Annotated in this window: 12 protein-coding genes and 4 pseudogenes; 3 read left to right on the top strand and 13 right to left on the bottom strand. The window is 53.7% G+C overall.

What is annotated here, in order from left to right:
* The 8 genes and pseudogenes from GJ699_RS34900 to GJ699_RS33180 form a co-directional block, all read right to left on the bottom strand.
* A partial coding sequence (locus GJ699_RS34900; protein WP_371867745.1) for an alpha/beta hydrolase occupies positions 1-247 on the bottom strand: 247 nt, incomplete at its 3' end.
* A gap of 103 nt (positions 248-350) precedes the next feature.
* Positions 351-1,891: pseudogene (tnpC, locus tag GJ699_RS33210) on the bottom strand (IS66 family transposase).
* A 29-nt stretch (positions 1,892-1,920) separates the two neighbouring features.
* The gene (gene tnpB / locus GJ699_RS33205) at positions 1,921-2,268 is read right to left on the bottom strand and encodes an IS66 family insertion sequence element accessory protein TnpB (RefSeq protein WP_154383700.1); all 348 of its coding nucleotides are present in this window, start codon (positions 2,266-2,268) and stop codon (positions 1,921-1,923) included.
* Complete coding sequence (tnpA, locus tag GJ699_RS33200) at positions 2,265-2,651, bottom strand: IS66-like element accessory protein TnpA (RefSeq protein ID WP_154383699.1); 387 nt, start codon at positions 2,649-2,651, stop codon at positions 2,265-2,267. The genes tnpB and tnpA overlap by 4 nt, the downstream gene beginning before the upstream one ends.
* A gap of 248 nt (positions 2,652-2,899) precedes the next feature.
* Positions 2,900-3,244 carry a DUF2946 domain-containing protein gene (locus GJ699_RS33195; protein WP_229262412.1) on the bottom strand — a complete coding sequence of 115 codons (345 nt, stop codon included), beginning with the start codon at positions 3,242-3,244 and terminating at the stop codon, positions 2,900-2,902.
* Between the two features lie 395 nt (positions 3,245-3,639).
* Positions 3,640-4,794 (bottom strand): response regulator, encoded by a 1,155-nt coding sequence (locus GJ699_RS33190; RefSeq protein ID WP_154383697.1) that lies wholly within the window; start codon positions 4,792-4,794, stop codon positions 3,640-3,642.
* The gene (locus GJ699_RS33185) at positions 4,791-8,771 is read right to left on the bottom strand and encodes a response regulator (RefSeq protein ID WP_154383696.1); all 3,981 of its coding nucleotides are present in this window, start codon (positions 8,769-8,771) and stop codon (positions 4,791-4,793) included. Before GJ699_RS33185 ends, GJ699_RS33190 begins: the two co-directional genes overlap by 4 nt.
* A 9-nt stretch (positions 8,772-8,780) precedes the next feature.
* Entirely contained in the window at positions 8,781-10,325 is a 1,545-nt protein-coding gene (locus GJ699_RS33180) for a GAF domain-containing protein (protein WP_154383695.1), read from the bottom strand.
* Positions 10,326-11,125: 800 nt separating this feature from the next.
* Between GJ699_RS33180 and GJ699_RS33175 the strand changes: the two genes are divergently transcribed.
* Together GJ699_RS33175 and GJ699_RS33170 are read left to right on the top strand one after the other, a co-directional pair.
* Positions 11,126-12,352: a cyclic di-GMP phosphodiesterase gene (locus GJ699_RS33175; RefSeq protein WP_154383694.1), complete on the top strand. Its 1,227-nt coding sequence runs from the start codon at positions 11,126-11,128 to the stop codon at positions 12,350-12,352.
* A 152-nt stretch (positions 12,353-12,504) separates the two neighbouring features.
* A pseudogene (locus GJ699_RS33170) lies at positions 12,505-13,541 on the top strand (IS110 family RNA-guided transposase).
* 409 nt (positions 13,542-13,950) lie between these two features.
* On the opposite strand, the gene GJ699_RS33165 reads toward GJ699_RS33170, so the two are convergent.
* Genes GJ699_RS33165 through GJ699_RS33150 form a run of 4 tightly spaced genes read right to left on the bottom strand, consistent with a single transcriptional unit; the run spans position 13,951 to position 19,311 of the window.
* The gene (locus GJ699_RS33165; protein WP_195763710.1) at positions 13,951-17,949 is read right to left on the bottom strand and encodes a PAS domain S-box protein; all 3,999 of its coding nucleotides are present in this window, start codon (positions 17,947-17,949) and stop codon (positions 13,951-13,953) included.
* Position 17,950: 1 nt separating this feature from the next.
* Positions 17,951-18,844, bottom strand: coding sequence for a diguanylate cyclase domain-containing protein (locus GJ699_RS33160; RefSeq protein WP_371867746.1), 894 nt, complete (start codon positions 18,842-18,844; stop codon positions 17,951-17,953).
* A gap of 11 nt (positions 18,845-18,855) precedes the next feature.
* Positions 18,856-19,101 (bottom strand): hypothetical protein, encoded by a 246-nt coding sequence (locus GJ699_RS33155; protein ID WP_154383691.1) that lies wholly within the window; start codon positions 19,099-19,101, stop codon positions 18,856-18,858.
* A gap of 42 nt (positions 19,102-19,143) precedes the next feature.
* On the bottom strand, positions 19,144-19,311 hold the full coding sequence (locus GJ699_RS33150) for a transposase (protein ID WP_195763708.1): 168 nt from the start codon (positions 19,309-19,311) through the stop codon (positions 19,144-19,146).
* 35 nt (positions 19,312-19,346) lie between these two features.
* Here GJ699_RS33150 and GJ699_RS33145 point away from each other — a divergent pair.
* A pseudogene (locus tag GJ699_RS33145) lies at positions 19,347-19,586 on the top strand (IS5/IS1182 family transposase); the annotation flags it as partial.
* A gap of 126 nt (positions 19,587-19,712) precedes the next feature.
* On the opposite strand, the pseudogene GJ699_RS33140 reads toward GJ699_RS33145, so the two are convergent.
* Positions 19,713-19,871: pseudogene (locus GJ699_RS33140) on the bottom strand (transposase); the annotation flags it as partial.

Here is a 19,871-nt window from a genome sequence, read left to right as displayed (position 1 = left end):
TATAAAGCTGTAAAGCGTCGTTCGGCTGATATTCGTCATTCGCTGCAGCGGCGATAAATGCGGGTGGTGCATCAGCAGGCACAGGTGTTCGCAGCCCGCCGTAAATCAAGGCAACGAAGTCCGGTCTCGACATTTTTTCTCCGATAGCAAGATCTACTGCCAGAAACGCTCCTGCGGAAAAGCCGATAAAGCCGATCCGCTTAGAATCAACTCCCCATTCATGCGCGCACTGTCGCACGATTTTCATGGCGCGCTCGCCATCCTCGACGTAAGCGTCTTCTCAGCGACGTCTTGAGTGGAGCGGCAATTTAATCGATGATGGCATCACACCGCTGGGAAGCGGCGTTATCTCAAAGGGCTGCTGGCCAGTTGCAGTTCCAAGGCAAGAATTCATTAACCCGGTTGACGGGATGATCGGCGATATGCGTCAGCACGTGACGCAACCAGGCTTCCGGGTCGACACCGTTCAGCTTGGCCGTGCCGATCAGCGAGTAGATGGCGGCAGCGCGTTCGCCGCCGCTGTCGGCGCCAGCGAAGAGGTAGTTGCGGCGCCCAATGGCGACGCCACGCAAGGCGCGTTCAGCCGCCGAGTTATTAATCTCGATGGCGCCGTCGTCGCAGTAGCGCAGCAGCGCCGGCCACAGCTTGAGCGCGTAAAGGATAGCGGTCGCCGTGTCGGACTTGCGTGACAAGGTATCGAGCGTAGTGCGCAGCCAGCGTTCAAGATCATCAAGCAAAGGCTGCGCACGAGCTTGCCGAGCCTGCCTTCGTTCATCTGGTGGCTGGCCTCGGATCTCGGCTTCGATCACGTACAGTTCGGCGATACGTCGTAGGGCTTCGGTGGTCAACGCGGTTGGTCGCGCCGTATCCAGATCGTAGAACTTACGACGGGCGTGCGCCCAGCAGGCAGCTTCGCGGATCGTGCCGTCTTCGAACAAGGCGTTGAAGCCGGCATAGGCATCGGCTTGCAGTACGCCTTCAAACTTGGCCAAATGCGTTTGTGGATGGATGCCTTTGCGGTCTGGCGTGTAGGCAAACCAGACGGCTGCTGGCATCGTGTCGCCAGTTGGCCGGTCATCACGCACATAGGTCCACAAGCGTGCGGTTTTGGTCTTGCCGTTGCCCGGTGCCAGCACCGGGATCGGGGTGTCATCGGCATGTAGTTTCGATGCCGCCAGCACATGCCGTCGAATGGCGTCAACCAACGGACGCAGCAACGCGCTGGCTGCACCGACCCAGCTGGCCAGCAAGGCGCGATCAAGGTCAACGCCTTCGCGAGCGTAGATCACGGACTGACGGTATAGCGGCAGATGGTCGGCGAACTTCGCTACCAGGTGTGCGCGGGCAAGCCGGGACCGGCGATACCGCGCTCAATGGGCCGGCTTGGTGCTGGCGCCTGGACGATGGCGTCACAGCAAGCGCATGCCAGTTTGGGGCGCACATGGCGGATCACACGGAAGCTGGCCGGCACGGATTCCAGTTGCTCGGCCACGTCCTCGCCCAGCGGCCGCAGGCCGCCACCACAAGCCGAACATACATCGGCCGTGGGCGCATACACTTGCTCGTCGCGTGGTAGATGCTCGGGCAAAGGCCGACGCACCGACTTCTTGCGCGGCGCCTGGTCGGCCGCAGGCATCTCGCGCTCGGCCTCCGCCTCGTCTGCCTGCAAGTCTTCCAGTTGTAGCTCCAGCTGTTCGATCTGGTGATCCAGCTTTTCCGACTTGCGGCCAAACTGCATGCGCCGTAATTTGGCGATCTGCAGCTTGAGGTGCTCAATCTCGACGGCGCGCGTGTTGAGTTGATCGCGCAGACCTTCCACCACGGCGTCTTGGGCGAGCAGCAGCGCCTTCAAGGCGGCAATGTCATTGGGCAGGTCGGCTGGGCTGAGCATGCGCCAAGTTTACGCGAGGCGTGTAACGTTTACAAGGCCGATATCGGTTTCCAGGTGCGCTCCGGCCTTCGCCAATCTATGCCTTCCAGTAGCATCGACAGCTGCGCCTGCGTCAGCGCCACCGAGCCGCTGGTCGCCTGTGGCCAGATGAAGCGACCTCGCTCAAGTCGCTTGGCCAACAGGCATAGCCCATCGCCGGTCCACCAAAGTAGTTTGATGAGGTCTCCGCGCCGTCCACGGAACACAAACACATGGCCGCTGAACGGATCTTCTTCCAGCGCCGTCTGCACTTTGGCAGCCAGGCCATTGAAGCCGGAGCGCATGTCGATAGTGCCGGCGGCGAGCCAGACCTTGGTGCCGGCAGGCAGGCCGATCATCGCAGCACCCGATCCAACACTTGCGCTAGCGTGGCCGCATTGGGCTCGCCTTCGATCCGCACGCGGACCTCGCCGAGGTCAAGCACGATAGTGCCGTTGGTACTGGAGATGTTGCCGTTTGGAGCCGGAGCCGTTGGGGACAGCACCACCGGCAACAAGCCTTCGTCACGCATTAACGCAGGCACGCCAAGGCGCCCTTGTTCATAAAGACGGCGCCAGCTGAACACCTGGTTGGCGTTGACGCCGTGCTCGTGGGCGATGCGACCGACCGAGGCTCCCGGTTCCAGCGACAGCGCCACCAATGCGCGTTTGAACTCCAACGGATGCTGGCGATAGTGGCCGCGTGTATTCGTAGAAATGATCGGCTGAAAATTTGTGTCCATAATCGAAACCTGTGGGCACAAATGCTGTGCCAAAATTTGATCATGACTGGGACACGGATCAGCGTCTAGACGGTGCTGACTTTACGCTTACTCAGTACTGAGATTCCTGATTGCTTCATGGCAATCCTCGTTAAACAGGTTCAGATCGCCGCTAGGTATATGGCGGCATTGTGCACCGGCAAATTGGGCGCAAACTGGAGCTGGATATATGACCGCGTCAGCGCACGCGAGTGCTGCTAAAGGCTTGGTCAGGCGAAGATGGGAGGTGCGCGCGGGTTGGCGGTAGACCACGCATGCAGGGAGTGCGAAGCAGCGTAAAACAGCGGGGGATAGATAGCGCGACCGGAGTCGATGGCAAAGACAAGTGCTGAAGAGCCCGCTAATGGAAATGTGCCGCCATGGAAGGCGCAAAAGGCCCAGTACTCCATTCCATGTTTGGCTGTGGCGGGCCTTTTGCTGCTGTCGGAGTCAGTAACTTTGACTACTTTGTAGCCATTGACCGTACACATTTCCAAGGTAACGGCGGAGTTGGTTCCAGCGGCCAGGGCGTGCAAAATGGTCGGGCCGAGCGCACTGAACAGAATGGCCAGCATGGCGATCCAGATATGCCGTGTTTGTCGCTTTGCCGTTCTGATCATCCTGACATTATAGTAGACAGCTGTTCCCGATTGCCGTTAAGCCAGGCTATAGGGCAATTTGTCCTATTACCCACAACCCTTCAACCGAACAATTCCACCTGGTTAAAGGCTGGAACAGGTCGTCCGAAGAGCGGCGCGTCAGGATAGGCAGCGCGCGGTGTCCCGGGCAACATAGTAGCGATGGCACCGGAGGCCCAAGAACTGTAGCTAGCTCCCATCGGTATCATGGACTTTTTTGACCCTGAATAGGTCATCGGTGAGCTTCGCAGGGTCAGATTTGACCTGTATTAGGGTCATCTGTTCTAGGGCTGGCAGCGACTAGAGCGAAAGTAACCATGCGCCCCGCGTGCTCACGTCTGAGTTCCTGTCAGCATTTCGACGCGTTCTTTTTTTTCGGCCATAACCTCATCGGAATCGTGAAAACGTGTCGCGATTGTGTGGAACTCGCCCTGTAACTCAATAAATGCATCGACTATATCCGGGTCAAAATGCCGACCTTTTCCTTCAATGATGATGCTCACAGCTTTCTCATGCGGCATCCCCTCTTTGTAGACGCGGCGGCTAATCAGCGCATCGTACACATCGGCCACCGCCATCAGGCGCGCTGGCAATGGAATGACATCACCGGCGACACCCTCCGGATAGCCACTGCCGTCCCATTTCTCCTGATGCCCATAGGCAATCTCCTTGGCCAGCGCCAGGAACGGCACCTTCATGCCCAGAGATTCTTCGGCGTGCGCGATGGCGTCTCGGCCCAATGTGGTGTGAGTTTTCATAATCTCAAATTCATGCGGCTCAAACTTACCAGGTTTGAGTAGGATACGGTCCGGAATCCCTATCTTGCCAATGTCGTGTAGCGGCGCCGATTTGAAAAGTTGTTTGATGTAGTTGTCCGTCAGCGTGGTAGCAAACCGTGGATGGTGTCTCAACTTCTCTGCCAATGCCTTAACGTAATACTGGGTTCGGCGAATGTGATTGCCAGTATCCGAGTCTCTTGTCTCAGCCATCGATGCCATCGCCAGAATCGTGACATCCTGTATCGCCATCACTTCTAGCGTGCGCGCGGAGACTTCGGTTTCGAGGAAGGTATTTTTATCGCGAAGGAAGTCGGAGCTGTCTTTCAGCAATAGATGGTTGCGTACGCGGGCGAGTGCTATTGGCGGACTAATGGGCTTTGCTAGATAGTCGACAGCCCCTAGGTCGAAACCCGTTTTTTCGGCATCGACATCGGTTTTCGCGGTCAGAAAAATGATGGGAATCTCGCGTGTGGCCGAATTGGACTTGAGACGGCGACAGACTTCGTAACCATCCATTTCCGGCATCATGATGTCTAGCAGAATCAGGTCCGGCTTAGTCTCCGATTGGGCTATACGCAAAGCCTTCTCGCCACTGTTGGCAATTTTCACTTTGTATAGGTCTTTCAGTAGTTCGTTCATGAGCACTAGGTTATCCGGCGCATCATCCACCAGCAGGATGGTTTTCTTTGCGATCAGCGATTCGGTCATGTCATTTCCTTCCCGTTCATGGCTTCTTCCAACGCAGCGAGAGCTGCATCCAGGTCAAAATCTGATAATCCTGTCTGTATGCGTTTCCAATGTTGAGGCCAGGCGGAACGAAACATATCGAGGTGTGATTCCCATACATCGACGGCGGCGGAGTCACTCTCTGCCAGCAGAGCTTTAAGCATTTGCGCATGCTTCTCCAGCGCTGTGAGATCAATTGCAGCGACGGCGGTTGGCTCGGCGGTGGGCTTGGTCACATCGAGTGCGCGTATGCCGTCGATGACGGAATTGAGTTCACATAGTACTACGGTCGCCAACTGTTGTAGTTTGACAGACGGCTCGCCTTGCGCACATGCGTTTTCCAAAGATTGTGCGGAGGCCTGCACCGCAGCAGCGCCAATAGTACCTGCCATTCCCTTGAGCGTATGTGCCGCACGTGTGGCGGCCGTGGCGTCTGGATCAACCAATGCAGCGCCGAAGGTGTCCGCAAAATTGGCTTGGCTGTCGCTGAATTTGAGTAGCAGGCGGCGGTACAGACTGAAATCATTCATTGATATCGCCAAGCCGGCACGGGTGTCTACACCAGGCAAATGAAGGATCTGAGAAGAGGTTTGAGTGATGGTAGCTGCGTTAGCGGTTGGCGCATGCCGTTTGCCGTAGGCAGGTTTGATCCAGCGCGCCATGGTGGTGTACATATCGCCAACGTTGATTGGTTTAGAGATGTGATCCTGCATACCGGCCTCCAGCACCTTTTCATGATCACCCTCCATGGTGTTCGCGGTCATCGCTATAACTGGAAGCGCATCAAAGGCCGGAATGTTGCGCAAGGCGCGTGTAGTATCGTAACCATCCAAGACCGGCATCTGACAGTCCATTAGGATACCATCGAAGCGCATATCCCTAGCAAGTATGTCCAACGCCTCCTGTCCATGATTCGCCACGACAACCTCAACACCAGCCCTAATTAGCAGTTCATTAGCTAACTCCTGATTCATGTCATTGTCTTCGACCAACAGCACGCGCGCGCCATTCAGTCTCGCCATTGCCTCGGTATTCTGCTGATGCTTTCCGACCGCGCGCGTTTCGACAACTGCCCCTTTACCCAACGCTAGCCCAACCGCTTCCAGCAAGGTGGATGGTGTGACTGGCTTAGTCAGCACTAGCTGCATATCAACTCCACGGCCTGCCGCGCTGGAGAGCGCTTCCTCGCGGCCATACGCCGTGACCATAATTACGGCCGGCAAGCGCTCCAGACCCGCTGCGCGGAGGCGACTGACCGTTTCAATTCCATCCATACCAGGCATCTTCCAATCCATCAGCACCACGTCGTAGGGCAGGTTTTGCTGGGCGAACTGCGCTACCATATCCAGGGCCTGAAGTCCATTCCAGGCGACGTCCACTTCCAGCCTGAAAGTATTGGCCATTCTGGACAAAATTTCGCGTGCTGATGCATTGTCGTCCACCACTAACACGCGTACGCCGACTAGTTCATCAACACGGAACATGCGACGTGGACGCGCGCCTTGCTGCCGTTCCAAGCGCATACGGAAATGGAATGTGGTGCCTTTGCCCGGTTCGCTGGCGATCCAGATATCACCGCCCATCAGTTCAAGCAGGTTTTTGCAGATTACCAAGCCAAGTCCGGTGCCACCGTACTTGCGCGTAGTGGAAGCGTCGGCCTGGCTAAATGACTGAAACAATCTTCCACGCTGCTCCTCATTCATGCCAATACCCGTGTCTTTGACCCAGAAATGCAACTCTACTGATCTCTCGTCGGTTGACTTCTGCTCGACCCCCACTACCACCTCTCCCTTGTCGGTAAATTTCACCGCATTGTTTCCTAGGTTGGTTAGTACCTGGCCAATGCGCAGGGGATCTCCGATCAGATTCATCGGTACGTTTGTGTCAATTTGAAACAGTAACTCCAGCCCTTTATCTTCGGCCTTGAAAGCAATCAGGTTGGCCAAGTTGTCCAGCACATCCCCCAAATCAAACTCCACTTTCTCAACCGACATCTTGCCCGCTTCAATCTTGGAAAAATCGAGGATGTCATTGATTATGCCCAGCAAATTCTCACCGGCTCGATGCACTTTTTCGACATAATTTCGCTGCCGCTTATCAAGATTCGTTTGCAGTGCCAAATGTGACATACCGATGATTGCATTCATTGGCGTGCGAATTTCATGGCTCATGTTGGCTAGGAAATCGCTCTTCGCTCGCGTAGCCGCAAGCGCCTGTTCACGCGTAATGCGCAACTCATCCTCGGCCGCCTTCCGCGCCGTAATGTCCTGGTACGCACCGTACATAAAGCGCGGTTCCCCGGTCTCCGGGTCACGTTCCAGTTTGCCGAAGGCATGCACCCATATCACCCGACCATCTGACGGACGGCGATAGGCATACACCGTGTCGTATAGATCAAACTCGCCATCGAGCGTAGCTTGGTAGCGCGCAACGGTTCGGCGTGCGCCTTCCGAATCAGCCTCTTCCAGGCGTGCCAGCCATTCACGCTGGGAGTCGTAGCGGCCATCGGCACGAGGCGGCTCGCCCAGAAGCTGCGCGGCGCGCGCTGACTGGTAGTAATAGTCGGGATCGCTGTAGTCAATGAACCAGTACCCGCTATCAGTCAGTTCCAGCGCGATATCGATAAGAAAGTTGGTGCGTCGGATTTCTTCTAGTAGCGCACGGGTGTGAAGATTGCGGTCTATGATTTCCAGACTCATGGCGATGATACCCTGCACCCCCTCAACCAGGGTCTGCGCTTTCTCGTCATATGGCTGCATGGTCGCCAGTTCAATCACCGCCAGCACACGTTCATTACGCTGTACTGGCAGCACAATTATGCTAGCGGGTGCCGTCTCGCCAAGCGCGGAACGAATACGGATATAGTCCACCGGAGGATCTCGCAAGATAATCGGCCGGCGCTCCAGCGCGCACTGTCCGACCAAGCCTTCACCTAGCGCGAAGTGGCGCCGATCACAAGTATCGCCATCGTGCGCGTAACCTGCAAGGAAGTCGAGGCCCCGATCTCCATTAAGGTAGAACACTGCATGGCCAAGACCAATTAACGGCGCCAGTCCCGCTAAAGTACGCTCCCCCAGTTGCTCGTAAGTAGATGCCGATTGCAGCTCGTTTGACAGTGCCGCCAAGTTGGCCTTGATCCAGCGTTGTGTGTCCACTTTCAGCGCTTCCGCCTGTAAAACTTCAATAGCGCGCGCTAGTTGGCCTATCTCATTCCGGTAGTCGGTCAGCGGTACTGTCAGCGACAGGTCGCCTTGTGCCAGGCTTTCCACCGCTGCACGCAAACGGTTGGATGGAATACGCACCGAACGCGCCACCAACAGACTAAATGCTAGACCGCCAGCCATGCTTAATAGCAGCACCCAATACGTCAGTTGCGTTTCGTCACGCACCACCGCAAGCATATCTTCGATCTGTCTGCTCGCGCTGAACTCCTTCACCTCTGCAATACTGTTGAGCGCATTATTAGCCTGAACACCGTAGTTCTGAAAATCTTCATCGGAAACAATGTGGCGTGCAGCCTCCACATTTCCCTCACGCAGGTAGCCTACAGCAGCGTTATAACTCCGGTTGTAGCGCGCATACGCTTGGTCAAACACCTCCAAGCTTATCCTATTCTGCTCTCTGAAAACACGTGGACGCAAATCCTGCATGGCTCGATCCAGCCGTCCCTGCGCTTCATTTACCAGCGCCATAGCCTGTTCTCGGGTATGTATGTCGGGAGCCAGAATAGCTTGGCGCAGCGCACGGCCACGCTGGGCAAAATAGATCAAAGTGTCCTTCGTGCCAGAAATGCCGAGCAGATCATCTCGATAGATGCCGACCATATCTTCGCTCATTTGCTCATGCATCTTAATGTAGTGCAGGCCGAAGATAAGCATGATCAGCAGGCTCGCGCCGAAACCCAGAGTGAGTTTCACACCCAAGCTTAATTTTTCCAAACGATCAGTAAAACAAAACATGCTTTCTCCTTAAGAGGGCACGGTGTTAGCGACAGCGTGCCGCGCGAGGCCCATATTGATCGCCAAGACCTCGGCGAATGCGGTAAATTGTTCCAGCACTTGCACGTCTGGCTTGTGCGGCACTGCCAACTCCACCACACCGAGCAGGCGCGATTGCAGCATCACCGGAGCCAGTAGCAATGCTGCCGGCTGGCTCTCACCAAGGCCCGAACATATAGTCCACGAACAGCCAACGGCCTCGGTATCGATCACGCGTGCTCGGCGCTCACGCGCACATTCGCCCAGTAGGCCGGTACCCGGTGTGATAGTGGCCGGCGGCCGCGCATCGGCGAATGACCCGGCTAGCCGCAATGGCGCGCCGTCATTTGTGACCGTGTACAACACGCCCTGCATGGCGCCAAATTGCAGATGGCACTCGCTCAGGAAAGTCCTGGCCAGCGCTTCGTGCCCATCAGCCTGTTGCATGCGCAACGCAGCCTTCACCAGTTGCATCTTGCTCTCGGCTTGCGCAGCTTGTTCGCGTATCATCTGCTCCATCTTTTGCGCGGCCTCGCGCTGCGCCGCCTGGGTGCGTAGCAAGCGCAACAACAGGCTCGCGATAAATAGCGTAGCTGCACCAACTGTTAAACCATCGCGTATAGCCACTGCTGGCGGCGCAGTCTTGGACAAATCTTCGATCAGCACCATTTGCCAAACTCCCGCAGGGTCATTCCAGGATATTGGCGTACTTGCGATGGCATGCGGAACACCATCTACGACGGAGATGCCGGTGCCAATATCAAACGATAAGCTATGCGGTGTGCGGGACTCAAAGTAATTGCCGAACTGGCGCCTTGCGCGGATGTCCTGGATACGCTCCTGCGTCACGGCTCCGACAAGCTGTGCCTGCCAGTCTTTGCGAGTGCTGGCAAATACAACGCCTTGCGGCGAAATCAACAACGCGGTCTTGCCGGTTCTTGTCAGTAGGTTATCGATGCGTTCCATGCCAGTGCGCGCGACGACCGCGCCAACTGGCTCGCCAGAACGCAATTGCCCGAGGAAGACGGGGGCGGCAAAGTACAGCGTGCGTGCGTTGTGCGACAGGCTGACGGCGGCATACACACTATCGCTACCGCTCATGGCGGTTTTAAAATAGGGACGAAAGCCAACCTCCAGACCAGTGGCTAGCGTGCCGCCGTTGTCCCAGGAGGAGGATACGTTTCCTTCACGATCTACCACAAAAACCGATTGCGCATGATACGCATCGGCAACACTTTCGAGCAGCGACAACACATCCTTCGTGTTGGGACGGATGGTACCCTGACTCTCCTGTTTGATGGCCGGTTCGATCAATCCAAGCAGGGAGATTGCCCCCATCAAGTTGCCGTCCAATGTCAAAGAACGGGCTTCGATAGCGTGACGCTGGAGAGAATTCTCTAACAAGTCCAGGCGATCTCTTTCGCGAGAAGCTTGGCTCCAGCATCCCATGAGGGTAGCTGCAACAACTGCACTAGCTAGCGCTAGACTCCATCCCAACAGCAGGCTGCGCGTAACTATCGCGATGCTAGAAGTCATCACTACTCCTCGGTGCAGCTATTTCCCTAACAATATCAGTATGCATAGCCAAATGGCAATGAGTTACTTGAATGCGCGAATATTTCATCAAGCGCGCCGAGAACCGTGTACATTGCTCCGATCGCGCCAAGCAGTCCTGCACAAAAATCGAAAGTCCAGATGTCGCAGGATGGCCATACCGAGAAGCGAATATCACTAATTGGCCAAGGAAGCCTCGCCCCTACCTGGAATGGTTGAGACTGAGGATAATCGTCACTCAAATGGATTTTGCACCTCAATCACGGCAAGACGAAATGCTTCGATCTCGGATAATATGATTTGCATTTCCGAAATTTCACCGCCTAATTTTTCAGGCAGAATACTTTCATCCTGCTGTAGACGTAGCCCCTAGCTCGGCTTCAATTTGGTCGGTTGTCTATCTGTTTAAGATATGGGCTATGAATCTACATTCAAAAAGCGTACCATTGACTAAAGCAATCCTTCCGCGACGAAGAGACCATGCCCTCGTTTCTTCCTGCCCACCGCAGCCTTTAAGCTGCTCCTCTGCCGACAACAAGGTTGTCGGCCACTTGATGCAAGTGTGCCTTCCCACGACGTCAAGCTGAACTATTTCATGAAGATAACTATTAAATTAAGATTGTTGTCCGCTCTGGCAACAAAATGGAAGTCCGTGGTACTGATGAAATGTCTCAATGCATTCGCTGGAGCGCATGCAAGCGCAGCTATCACTCACCGTGGGTAGTGGTACGTACAGATAGCGTCAGCGGCAAGACATATTCGAATTCATAGGTGTGAACCATATGTTGAAGAAAATCAATGTTGAGCAAATTCGTGCTGGCATGTACGTCCAAGAACTTTGCGGTTCTTGGTTGGACAATCCGTTCTGGAAGACTGCATTCATGCTTCACGACGAGAGCGATGTTAGAAAGCTGCTTGACAGCGGCGTCAAGGAGCTTTGGATTAATACAAAAAAAGGGGGCGATGTGCTTTCTGTCGCGTCGTCAGATTCAGAACTGTCTTCAGAGCAGGCGGGTGTGATAAAAACTACAGAACCGCCTCAAGGATTCATATTCAAACCTGAGATAAAGCAAGAAATGGATCAAGAATTGGCGCAAGCGCACAGGATCATACGCCGATCTAAAGACGCGGTTGCTGATATGTTCGAAAATGCGCGTATGGGCCGCATCGCTCACCCTGAGATAGCGTTGGCGATTGTCGACGATATTGCAGGGTCAGTGTTGAGGAACTCAGGAGCGTTGATAAGCCTAATCCGTTTAAAGCAGGCGGATGAATACACTTACCTTCACTCCGTGGCTGTTTGCGCCATGATGATTGCGTTGGGCAAACATCTGAAGCTGTCTGATAGCAGTATTCGAGATTGCGGCTTGGGCGGTCTTCTGCATGACATTGGCAAGATGTCGATACCGATAGAAATCCTGAATAAACCCGCTAGCCTTACTGAACAGGAATACGAGAAGATCAAGAGCCACCCGAAGATAGGGCACGAAATGCTGAGTCAGGTTGGTGGCATCCCTGATAGTGTGTTGGATATTTGTCGGCACCACCACGAGCGCACCGATGGTAAGGGCTACCCGGATCAGTTGTCCGGTAAAGACTTTAGTCTCTTTGCGCGCATGGCCGCCATATGTGATGTCTACGATGCGGTGACGTCGAATCGCCCCTATAAGCAGGGATGGAGCCCAACCGAGTCGCTTAGGAAAATGTCTTGCTGGACGAAAGACGGCCATCTTGATGCGACGATATTTGCTGCGCTCGTTCGATGTATCGGGATCTATCCGGTAGGCACCTTGGTGAGACTCAAATCAGATCGTCTTGCTGTGGTCAGCGACAACGATAAATCTCTCTTGCAGCCTAAAGTGCGAGTATTCTTTTCTATTAAATCGATGGTTTATCTACCGCCGGAATCAATTGACCTAAGTCGCCCAGGAGTCCGTGATGAAATCCTTTCGTCCGAGGAGCCAGAGACGTGGTGTATCAGTGAGCTGGAGCGGTATTGGGCCCAATAAACCCTATTCCGCATGTGCGTTACTTTGTGACTTCGTAAATTGCGTCTACCAAAACCCCAACAGGAGCAATGGGATGGACTCCTCCTCACCTATCGGCGTCTAGGCGCCTAAACTGGAGTTTCGACACAACCTGTTAAGAGAAAGAGTCCACCATGAAGATTATCCGCGTCGGCGTCGATCTGGCCAAGAGTGTCTTTCAAGTGCACGGGGTTGATCGTTACGAAAAGGTCGTATGGCGCAAGAAGCTAAGTCGTGCAGAATGGCTGTCGGCATTGCTGGAGACAATTGAGCCGGGCTGCTAAATTGGCATAGAAGCCTGTGGTGGCGCATATCACTGGGCTCGGCAATTGCAGAAGCGAAGCTTCACTGTGAAGCTGATCGCACCTCAGTTCGTCAAGCCGTATGTGAAGAGCAACAAGAACGACGCGAACGATGCGGAGGCAATTTGTGAAGCGATGAGCCGTCCGAACATGCGCTTCGTCGCGATCAAATCTGTCGAGCAGCAGGACTTACAGGCGATACACCGGATCAGGGCTGAGTTATGTAATCAGCGCAGGGCCAAGGGCAATCAGATTCGCGGCCTATGTTCCGAGTATGGCTTGGTAGCGCCAAGGGAAATGATCCAGTTGCGAGCTGTCAGCAGCCGTGCCTTGCTGGCTGGAGGATATGGAGAATGGTCTGACGATACGGTTCCGTCGCATGCTGCGCGGCTTGTGGCTTGATCTCATGAACCTGGAACTCAGAGTTAAAGAATTGGATCAGGAAATTGAAATTGCGGCGGCTACCGATCCGGTCGCCACCAGATTGCAGCAGCTGCGCGGCGTCGGCCCGATCATCGCCACAGCGATCGTTGTCAACGTCGGCGATGCGAAGCAGTTCAACAATAGCAGGCAGATGGCGGCATCGCCGGGGCTAACGCCACGGCAGAACAGCTCCGGCGGCAAGGAACGATTGCTGGGCATTACGAAACGCGGCGATGCGCAGCTACGAACGCTGTTGATTCACGGTGCTCGTTCAGTTTTACGAACGGCGGCCAGCAAGAATGATCGGATGAGTCGCTGGGTAACACACATTGCTCAGACGAGGCACCATAACATCGCTGCGGTCGCGCTAGCCAACAAGACAGCCCGTATCGCCTGGGCGATGATGAAAGGGCACGGACTACCAGCCTGGGCTGGTGGCAGTTTAAGCAGAGAGTAGTTAGTACGTAAAAAGGAGTATCCAACCACGATTGCGAAACAAGCCGTTGATGGCCAACAGGTCGAACCGGCGCTGGCAGAACCCGACAATGTCTGTGGCCTTCGAGCCCGAAGCAGCGATAGGGAGCCGGCGCGCGAATAGCCCATTATGGTCCTTGCCCGACGACGGGCAAAGCAGTTAGAGACCGAATATACGTGAGCAATCGTACCTAAAAGTCAAAGACGGAATGTTTGCAAACGAGGAGGAGTCCATATACGGGTCTGAAGATGACCTGATCATTGCAGCACCCGATCCGACACCTGTACCAGCACCGAGGCATCGGGCTGGTCTTCAATACGGACGCGGACCTGACCAACTTCGATCACAATCATGCCGTCCGCGTCCGCGTCGGCGTCGGTTCAGTCTATTTGTTCCTTATCAAAAGCAGCAAGCGCTTGCTCAAAAGACAGCGAATCCAAGGCTGTACTTAGCCTGTCAAAAGCAGTTTTGCCGAGTTGCTTGCTTAACTCCGCTTTTAACTGCTCAAATACTTCTATTGAACGATAGTCATGTGCTCGTAGCAATTCAGTAAAATCTTTTGTGCTACAAGCGCGATTGAGCGCACTATGTGGAGCAGGTTTGCGCTGGGAAAGCCAAAGCTGAACAGCTCGAGAGAACTGCTCAATACCATCTCCAATAGAAATTAGATCTGGCCTTTGACCATTAAGCAGGTGTTGTTTTATTTGTAGCATTTGCTCCGCGAACTGATGCGCGCCGAGATTTCCAAGTGCCCCACACATACTGTGAAGTAACTTATGAGCTTGGACCTCATCACCGGCCGCCATCGCGACTTCCAACTTTAGCAGCTCCTGTCTTGCCGTTGTCAGCCCTTCATGTACGGTATTATTTACAAAATCCAGCAGCGAGGGGCTCTTCTCTAAAATAGCCTGTAACAGTGCCGGGGAAAATACCGGACGGCTATTTGTAGCACCGTTAACTTGTTTAGACTGATTTGTTGAGACACCTGACGCGATACGCTGCAGCATATTGAACATGTCCTCCATCACTACTGGCTTTGGGAGGAATTCGGACATGCCGGCCGCAGTACATCGGTCTACCTCATCGGCAAAAACTCCCGCTGTCATAGCAACGACGGGAAGGTCAAGCATGAGTTGCTCACGAATAATATGAGTCGCTTCAAGACCGTCCATTAACGGCATCTGTACATCCATCAGTACAACATCGAAATCGTCAGGACGACTACGTAATACTTCCACACCATCTTCACCGTTATTTGCTACCACTAAAACTTTGACTTTATTCGCGAGCATCGCCTTAACAACAAGTTGATTTACCGGATTGTCCTCGACGAGCAGCACGCGCAACTTTGAAATCGTGTAGTCCACGCCCGCTAAAGGGAGCGCGTTGATTTCTGCTTGATCTACCATTTTGCGCAGCACTTTCGGAGTAATCGGTTTCTGAACTATTCCGAAAATTGCCGGTGGGCGCAACTGGCCTTGGTTACTGCGCATGAATGGCGTATTTACGATATACAGACGAGCAGTGGGTTGAAGCCCTTGCGCCAGCATCGCCTCGCGTATTGTGTTTGCATGTGAGCGCAGACTTGCATTCAGTAGGACGTGGGTTACTGGATGTAGTCGAAGACCGTTACGTGTGATTGCAAGACGCAGCTCTGCAAGCGAGGCGTAAGAGTAGGCGACGTAACCACAATAAGCACAGGTCCTCACAAATAGATGCCGGCTATGCTCTGATTCGTCTATCGAAATAAAACAATTAGCCGAGTACGGCTTTACGAGTTCCTGGGCCCCTTTTTCAAGCGGTATCCTCACGCGGAACATGGAACCTTCGCCAATCGAGCTTGTTAAAATAATCTCACCGCCCATCATATCCACTAGACGCCGAGTGATCGTCAAACCAAGGCCCGTGCCGCCGAACTTTCGTGTCGTAGAAGCGTCGGCCTGAGTGAACGATTCGAAAATACGTTGTTGCTGGGTGTCTGTGATGCCAATACCGGTGTCGCTCACGGACAAATGCAGCCAATTGCTTGTCGAATCAAGGTCGATGAGCACGGAGACATACCCCGTGTGTGTGAACTTAATAGCGTTTGACACTAAGTTAGTGACGACCTGCTGAACACGTACAAAATCTCCGATCAAGTGGCGCGGGACGCTCGGACCGATGCCGATGAGTACATCAATGTCTTTCGTTGCCGCGTTAGCTGCGAGTAAAGCCGCAGCAGCATCAAGCAATGCTTCCACGTCGTAGCGCTCGTGTTCCAGCTCCATCCGACCGGCTTCAATTTTAGAAAAATCGAGTACATCATTAAGGATCGTGATGAGGGAGAGGCCGGACGCCCGAATAATGTTAACGTATTCTCGTTGCTCATTCTGCAACGGAGTGTTTTCAAGCAACTGCGCGATACCCAAAACAGCATTCATCGGGGTGCGGATTTCATGGCTAATGTTCGCGACAAACTCGCTTTTGGCGAGATTTGCGGCTGTTGCCTTGCTCTCGCTCTCTGCTTGAAGAATCTCTGCCTCTTTCCTCTCTGTGATATCGGTCATCAAAGTGTAAAATCCACGAGCTTGACCGTACTCGTCAGTATCTGGGATGAAATCCGCCATAAAGTGCTGGGTCACTGATAAGTCGGTCGAGCTTATTTCGAAATGGACATTGCGCCCTTGCAATGCCTCACCTATGTGCTCACGCATGCGTTCATAAATGGGCATACCCAAGACCGCACACATTTCCGCTCCAATCGTTGATGATGGTTCGATACCCAAGATCTTGCGATAATGTGCGTTAGTGAATCGATAGCGCTCATGGTTATCGACATAAGCGATGAGTGCCGGCACATTATCGGCGATCATCTGCAAGCGCCTCTCACTGGAAACGAGCCGCTCCTCATGTTCAAGTTGCACAGTAATATCTCGAATAAAAGCCAACGCCGATGTACCTTCGACCTGCGCTATCCGCGCCAATGATAGTTCAATCTTTACCACCGCTCCGTCTTTATGCATTGCATCTAACCGGACAGGTGCTGCCATTCCGCTACTTTCTGTGTCATGGCTCAGGCGTTCCATACCCCGCAAATGTTGACCTCTTGAAGCAGGCGGCACAATCAGGTCCACAACGTTGCGTCCTATTGCCTCAGATTTCCCCCAACCGAACAACTCCTCAGCGCGCTTATTCCACTCTAGTATTTTCCCATTCCGGTCTGCCAGTACCACGGCATCTGGCGCACCTGCAAGCAATGTGCGAACAAAAAGTTCTTGCTCTCGAGTCCGACGTTCATTGGCCTCACGCGACACAACCAGTCGATGGAATTGATTACTGAGCGCACCGATTTCATCTCTGCGCTCAGTTTTTAACGCGTCCCGATCCAGTCGGCCCTGCTCAATTAAACCCACATCCCTCTGTAGTCTTTGAATAGGGGCAATGAAGCGGTAGACCAACGCTGCAATTACACCACCAGTAAAAAAAGCCACAATAACGGTGAGAGCGATGGCATTATCACGTACTGATGCAAGGGCCAAAAATTCGTCTTGATACGGATAGCTTCCAACGGCTGTCCAGTCCGCGTATTTGAGCTTGACTGCTGCAAAAACGGCCATATTACCCTTGCTATCCTGACCGATCGACCAACCATCACCTTGTCTGGTTGATGTCGGCGACAAAGCCTTGGGCCCCATGACCTGGGTAACAGGTTGCATAACAAAGTCAGGATTTGGATGACTAATGACCATACCATTAGCGGCTACAAGCATTAGCAATCCTGCGCCCTCGTCAGTTCCTAACAAAGCCCGAATCAACTGCTGCCCATCGAGATCTATAGCACCGGCTACAAAGGCTTTCACTTCGCCTAAAACCAGAACCGGCACGATAATGACTGTTAATGGTTTGCCTGTAATGCTGCTTTGTATAGGATCAGATACCACCGGACGCCGAGTTCGCACTGCCTGCTTGAAATACTCGCGATTTGCTAGATTGATCGTACTGGCAGGCAATCCACGCAAATTAGCCAGAACATTGCCACGTAAATCTATAAGGCCTGCATTCCAAAACTGGTGAGAGAGTGTTGGCGACAGTCGGAGACGCTCCTGCAAGGCATCTTGGTCGCTGGATAAGATGGGCGCTACAGTTTCACCCAGAGCACGCAAGTCATCGATGCGATCAGCCAACTCCTGATCAATCCGTTTTGCAACCCCCTGCATCAAGAGCCGATGTTGCACACCGATTGTAGGCTCCATGCGAGACTGAACAAAGTCGCCCACAAGATATGCAATAAATGCGGCCACTATCAGTACAAACATAATGATGGCAACCGCTAGCTTAGTCTTAACGGATTGTGCTACACCGAACAACGAGACAGAGGTTTTCATGGAATCTTTTTTCATACTATCGCTCCAATGTCTCGCATCGGTTGCGTCCAGAGCGCTTTGCAGTATATAGCGCGGCATTTGCGATAGATACAAGTACTGTATCGTCGACGTCGTCGTTCTTCCACGAAGCTAGACCAATGCTGACTGTTACATTTCCTCCACTTACCGATTGCGGATGAGGTATCGCAAGTTCGCAAATGCGCTGCCGTATCCACTCGCCCATGGCAAGAGCATCGACTAAGCCAACCCCGGGTGTAACGAGAGCAAACTGCTCACCACCGTAACGAGCGAGAATCTCTCCTGGTCGCCGCATTGATCTCTCCAGCGCCTGAGCAACAAGACGAAGGCAAACATCTCCCTGTTGATGTCCCAGCCGTGCGTTGTAGATTTTAAAATTGTCGATGTCGATGATCGCCACTGACAATTGGCCGCCATGTCGCTTGGCGCGCGCAAATTCAACCTTCAACGCTGCATCGAAGTAGCACCGGTTGTACAACCCTGTGAGCGAATCAACATTGGCCACCTCCTGCAATTTCAAATTTTGTCTGCAAAGAGTGAGTCGCGTACCAATACGGGCGCGGACAATCGGGGCGTGCAATGGCTTAGTCAAATAGTCGACTGCTCCCGCTTCAAGTGCCGCACTTTCTGTTTGTGTGTTGCAGTCATCAGTTAAAAAGAGCACTGGAATGGACTCAAGCATCGGATCACACTTAAGTGCTTTACATACTGCCAAACCGTCCATATCAGGAAGATCGGTATCAAGCAGAATCAATGCTGGCTGTAGACTTGCAGCTAGCGCCACACCTTTTAATCCGCAAGTCGCAACGGACATCTCGGCCATATCATTGAGGAGCAAATACAGAAGCTTTGCCACGTCAGGGCTCCTGTCAATGATAAGTATGCGAGGCACGGCTAGTGGCGTCACGAGCAAGTCCTCCAAATTACAGCGTCCCAAGTCGGGCCGTTCTTCATGCGTCGGATTAATAACGAAATGCCAATACGATTATTATACTGTTTTGTCTGCCATTGCGGCTTGTTAGGGCCGCTGATACGTAAACGCACTTGGCCGACTTCGAGCACAATCATGCCAACGATGGTGGAACTGGCGTTGTCAGGTGCCGGCACGGTTGGCGCCAACACCACCGGCAACAGGCCGTCGTCGCGCATGAATACCGCAGCGCCGAGGCGTCCGTGCTGATAAAGTCTGCGTCAGCTGAACACTTGATTGGCATTGACGCCGTGTTCGCGGGCGATACGGGCAACCGGGGCGCCTGGCTCCAGCGATAGCGCCACCAGCGCGCGCTTGAACTCCAACGGGTGCTGACGGTAGTAACCGCGCGTGTTGGTAGGAATGACCGGTTGAAAATTTGTGTCCATGATCAGCATTTTGGGGGCACAAATGCTGTGCCAAAACCAATGTCGGCAGCGACCGTGATCAACTCTCTGGCATGACCAAGAAAGCTCGCGCTGCAATCGGTAGCACCACACTGACCGCCATCGCTGACCGTGGCTACTTCAAAGGTGAGGAAATCCTGGCATGCCGCGAAGCCGGCATTGCCCCATTTGTACCAGCGACGACGACGTCGAGCGCCAAGGCGGAAGGCCGATTCGATAAGGCCGATTTCATCTACGACCAACAGAAGAACGAGTACGGTGCCTACACACTCGATCTATAACGACAGGTGCCGCCGATGAACGATAAGACAAGAATTATTCAATATATCAGTAGGTTATAGCGTAATCTGGGTGTTTTCACACGAATCCCGGCCGCCCCTCTCAATCACCTTGCGGATTTCTGGCGGGTAATCGAAGAACGGTATGACGCGAGCCCAGTTGCGGCGCCAAGACTGGCTTATTGGTTTATACTGTTTATCCCATTTTTCCTCGAATTCGCCTAGCCTCAGTTCAGCTTCGTCAGCGGTGGCAGCGCTGTAAGT

It is taken from the genome of Duganella guangzhouensis (assembly GCF_009674535.1).
In the GTDB taxonomy this organism is placed as follows: Bacteria; Pseudomonadota; Gammaproteobacteria; order Burkholderiales; family Burkholderiaceae_D; genus Rugamonas; species Rugamonas guangzhouensis.
Note: the sequence above shows the minus strand (reverse complement) of the source record. Positions and strands in the feature narration are given on the sequence as shown.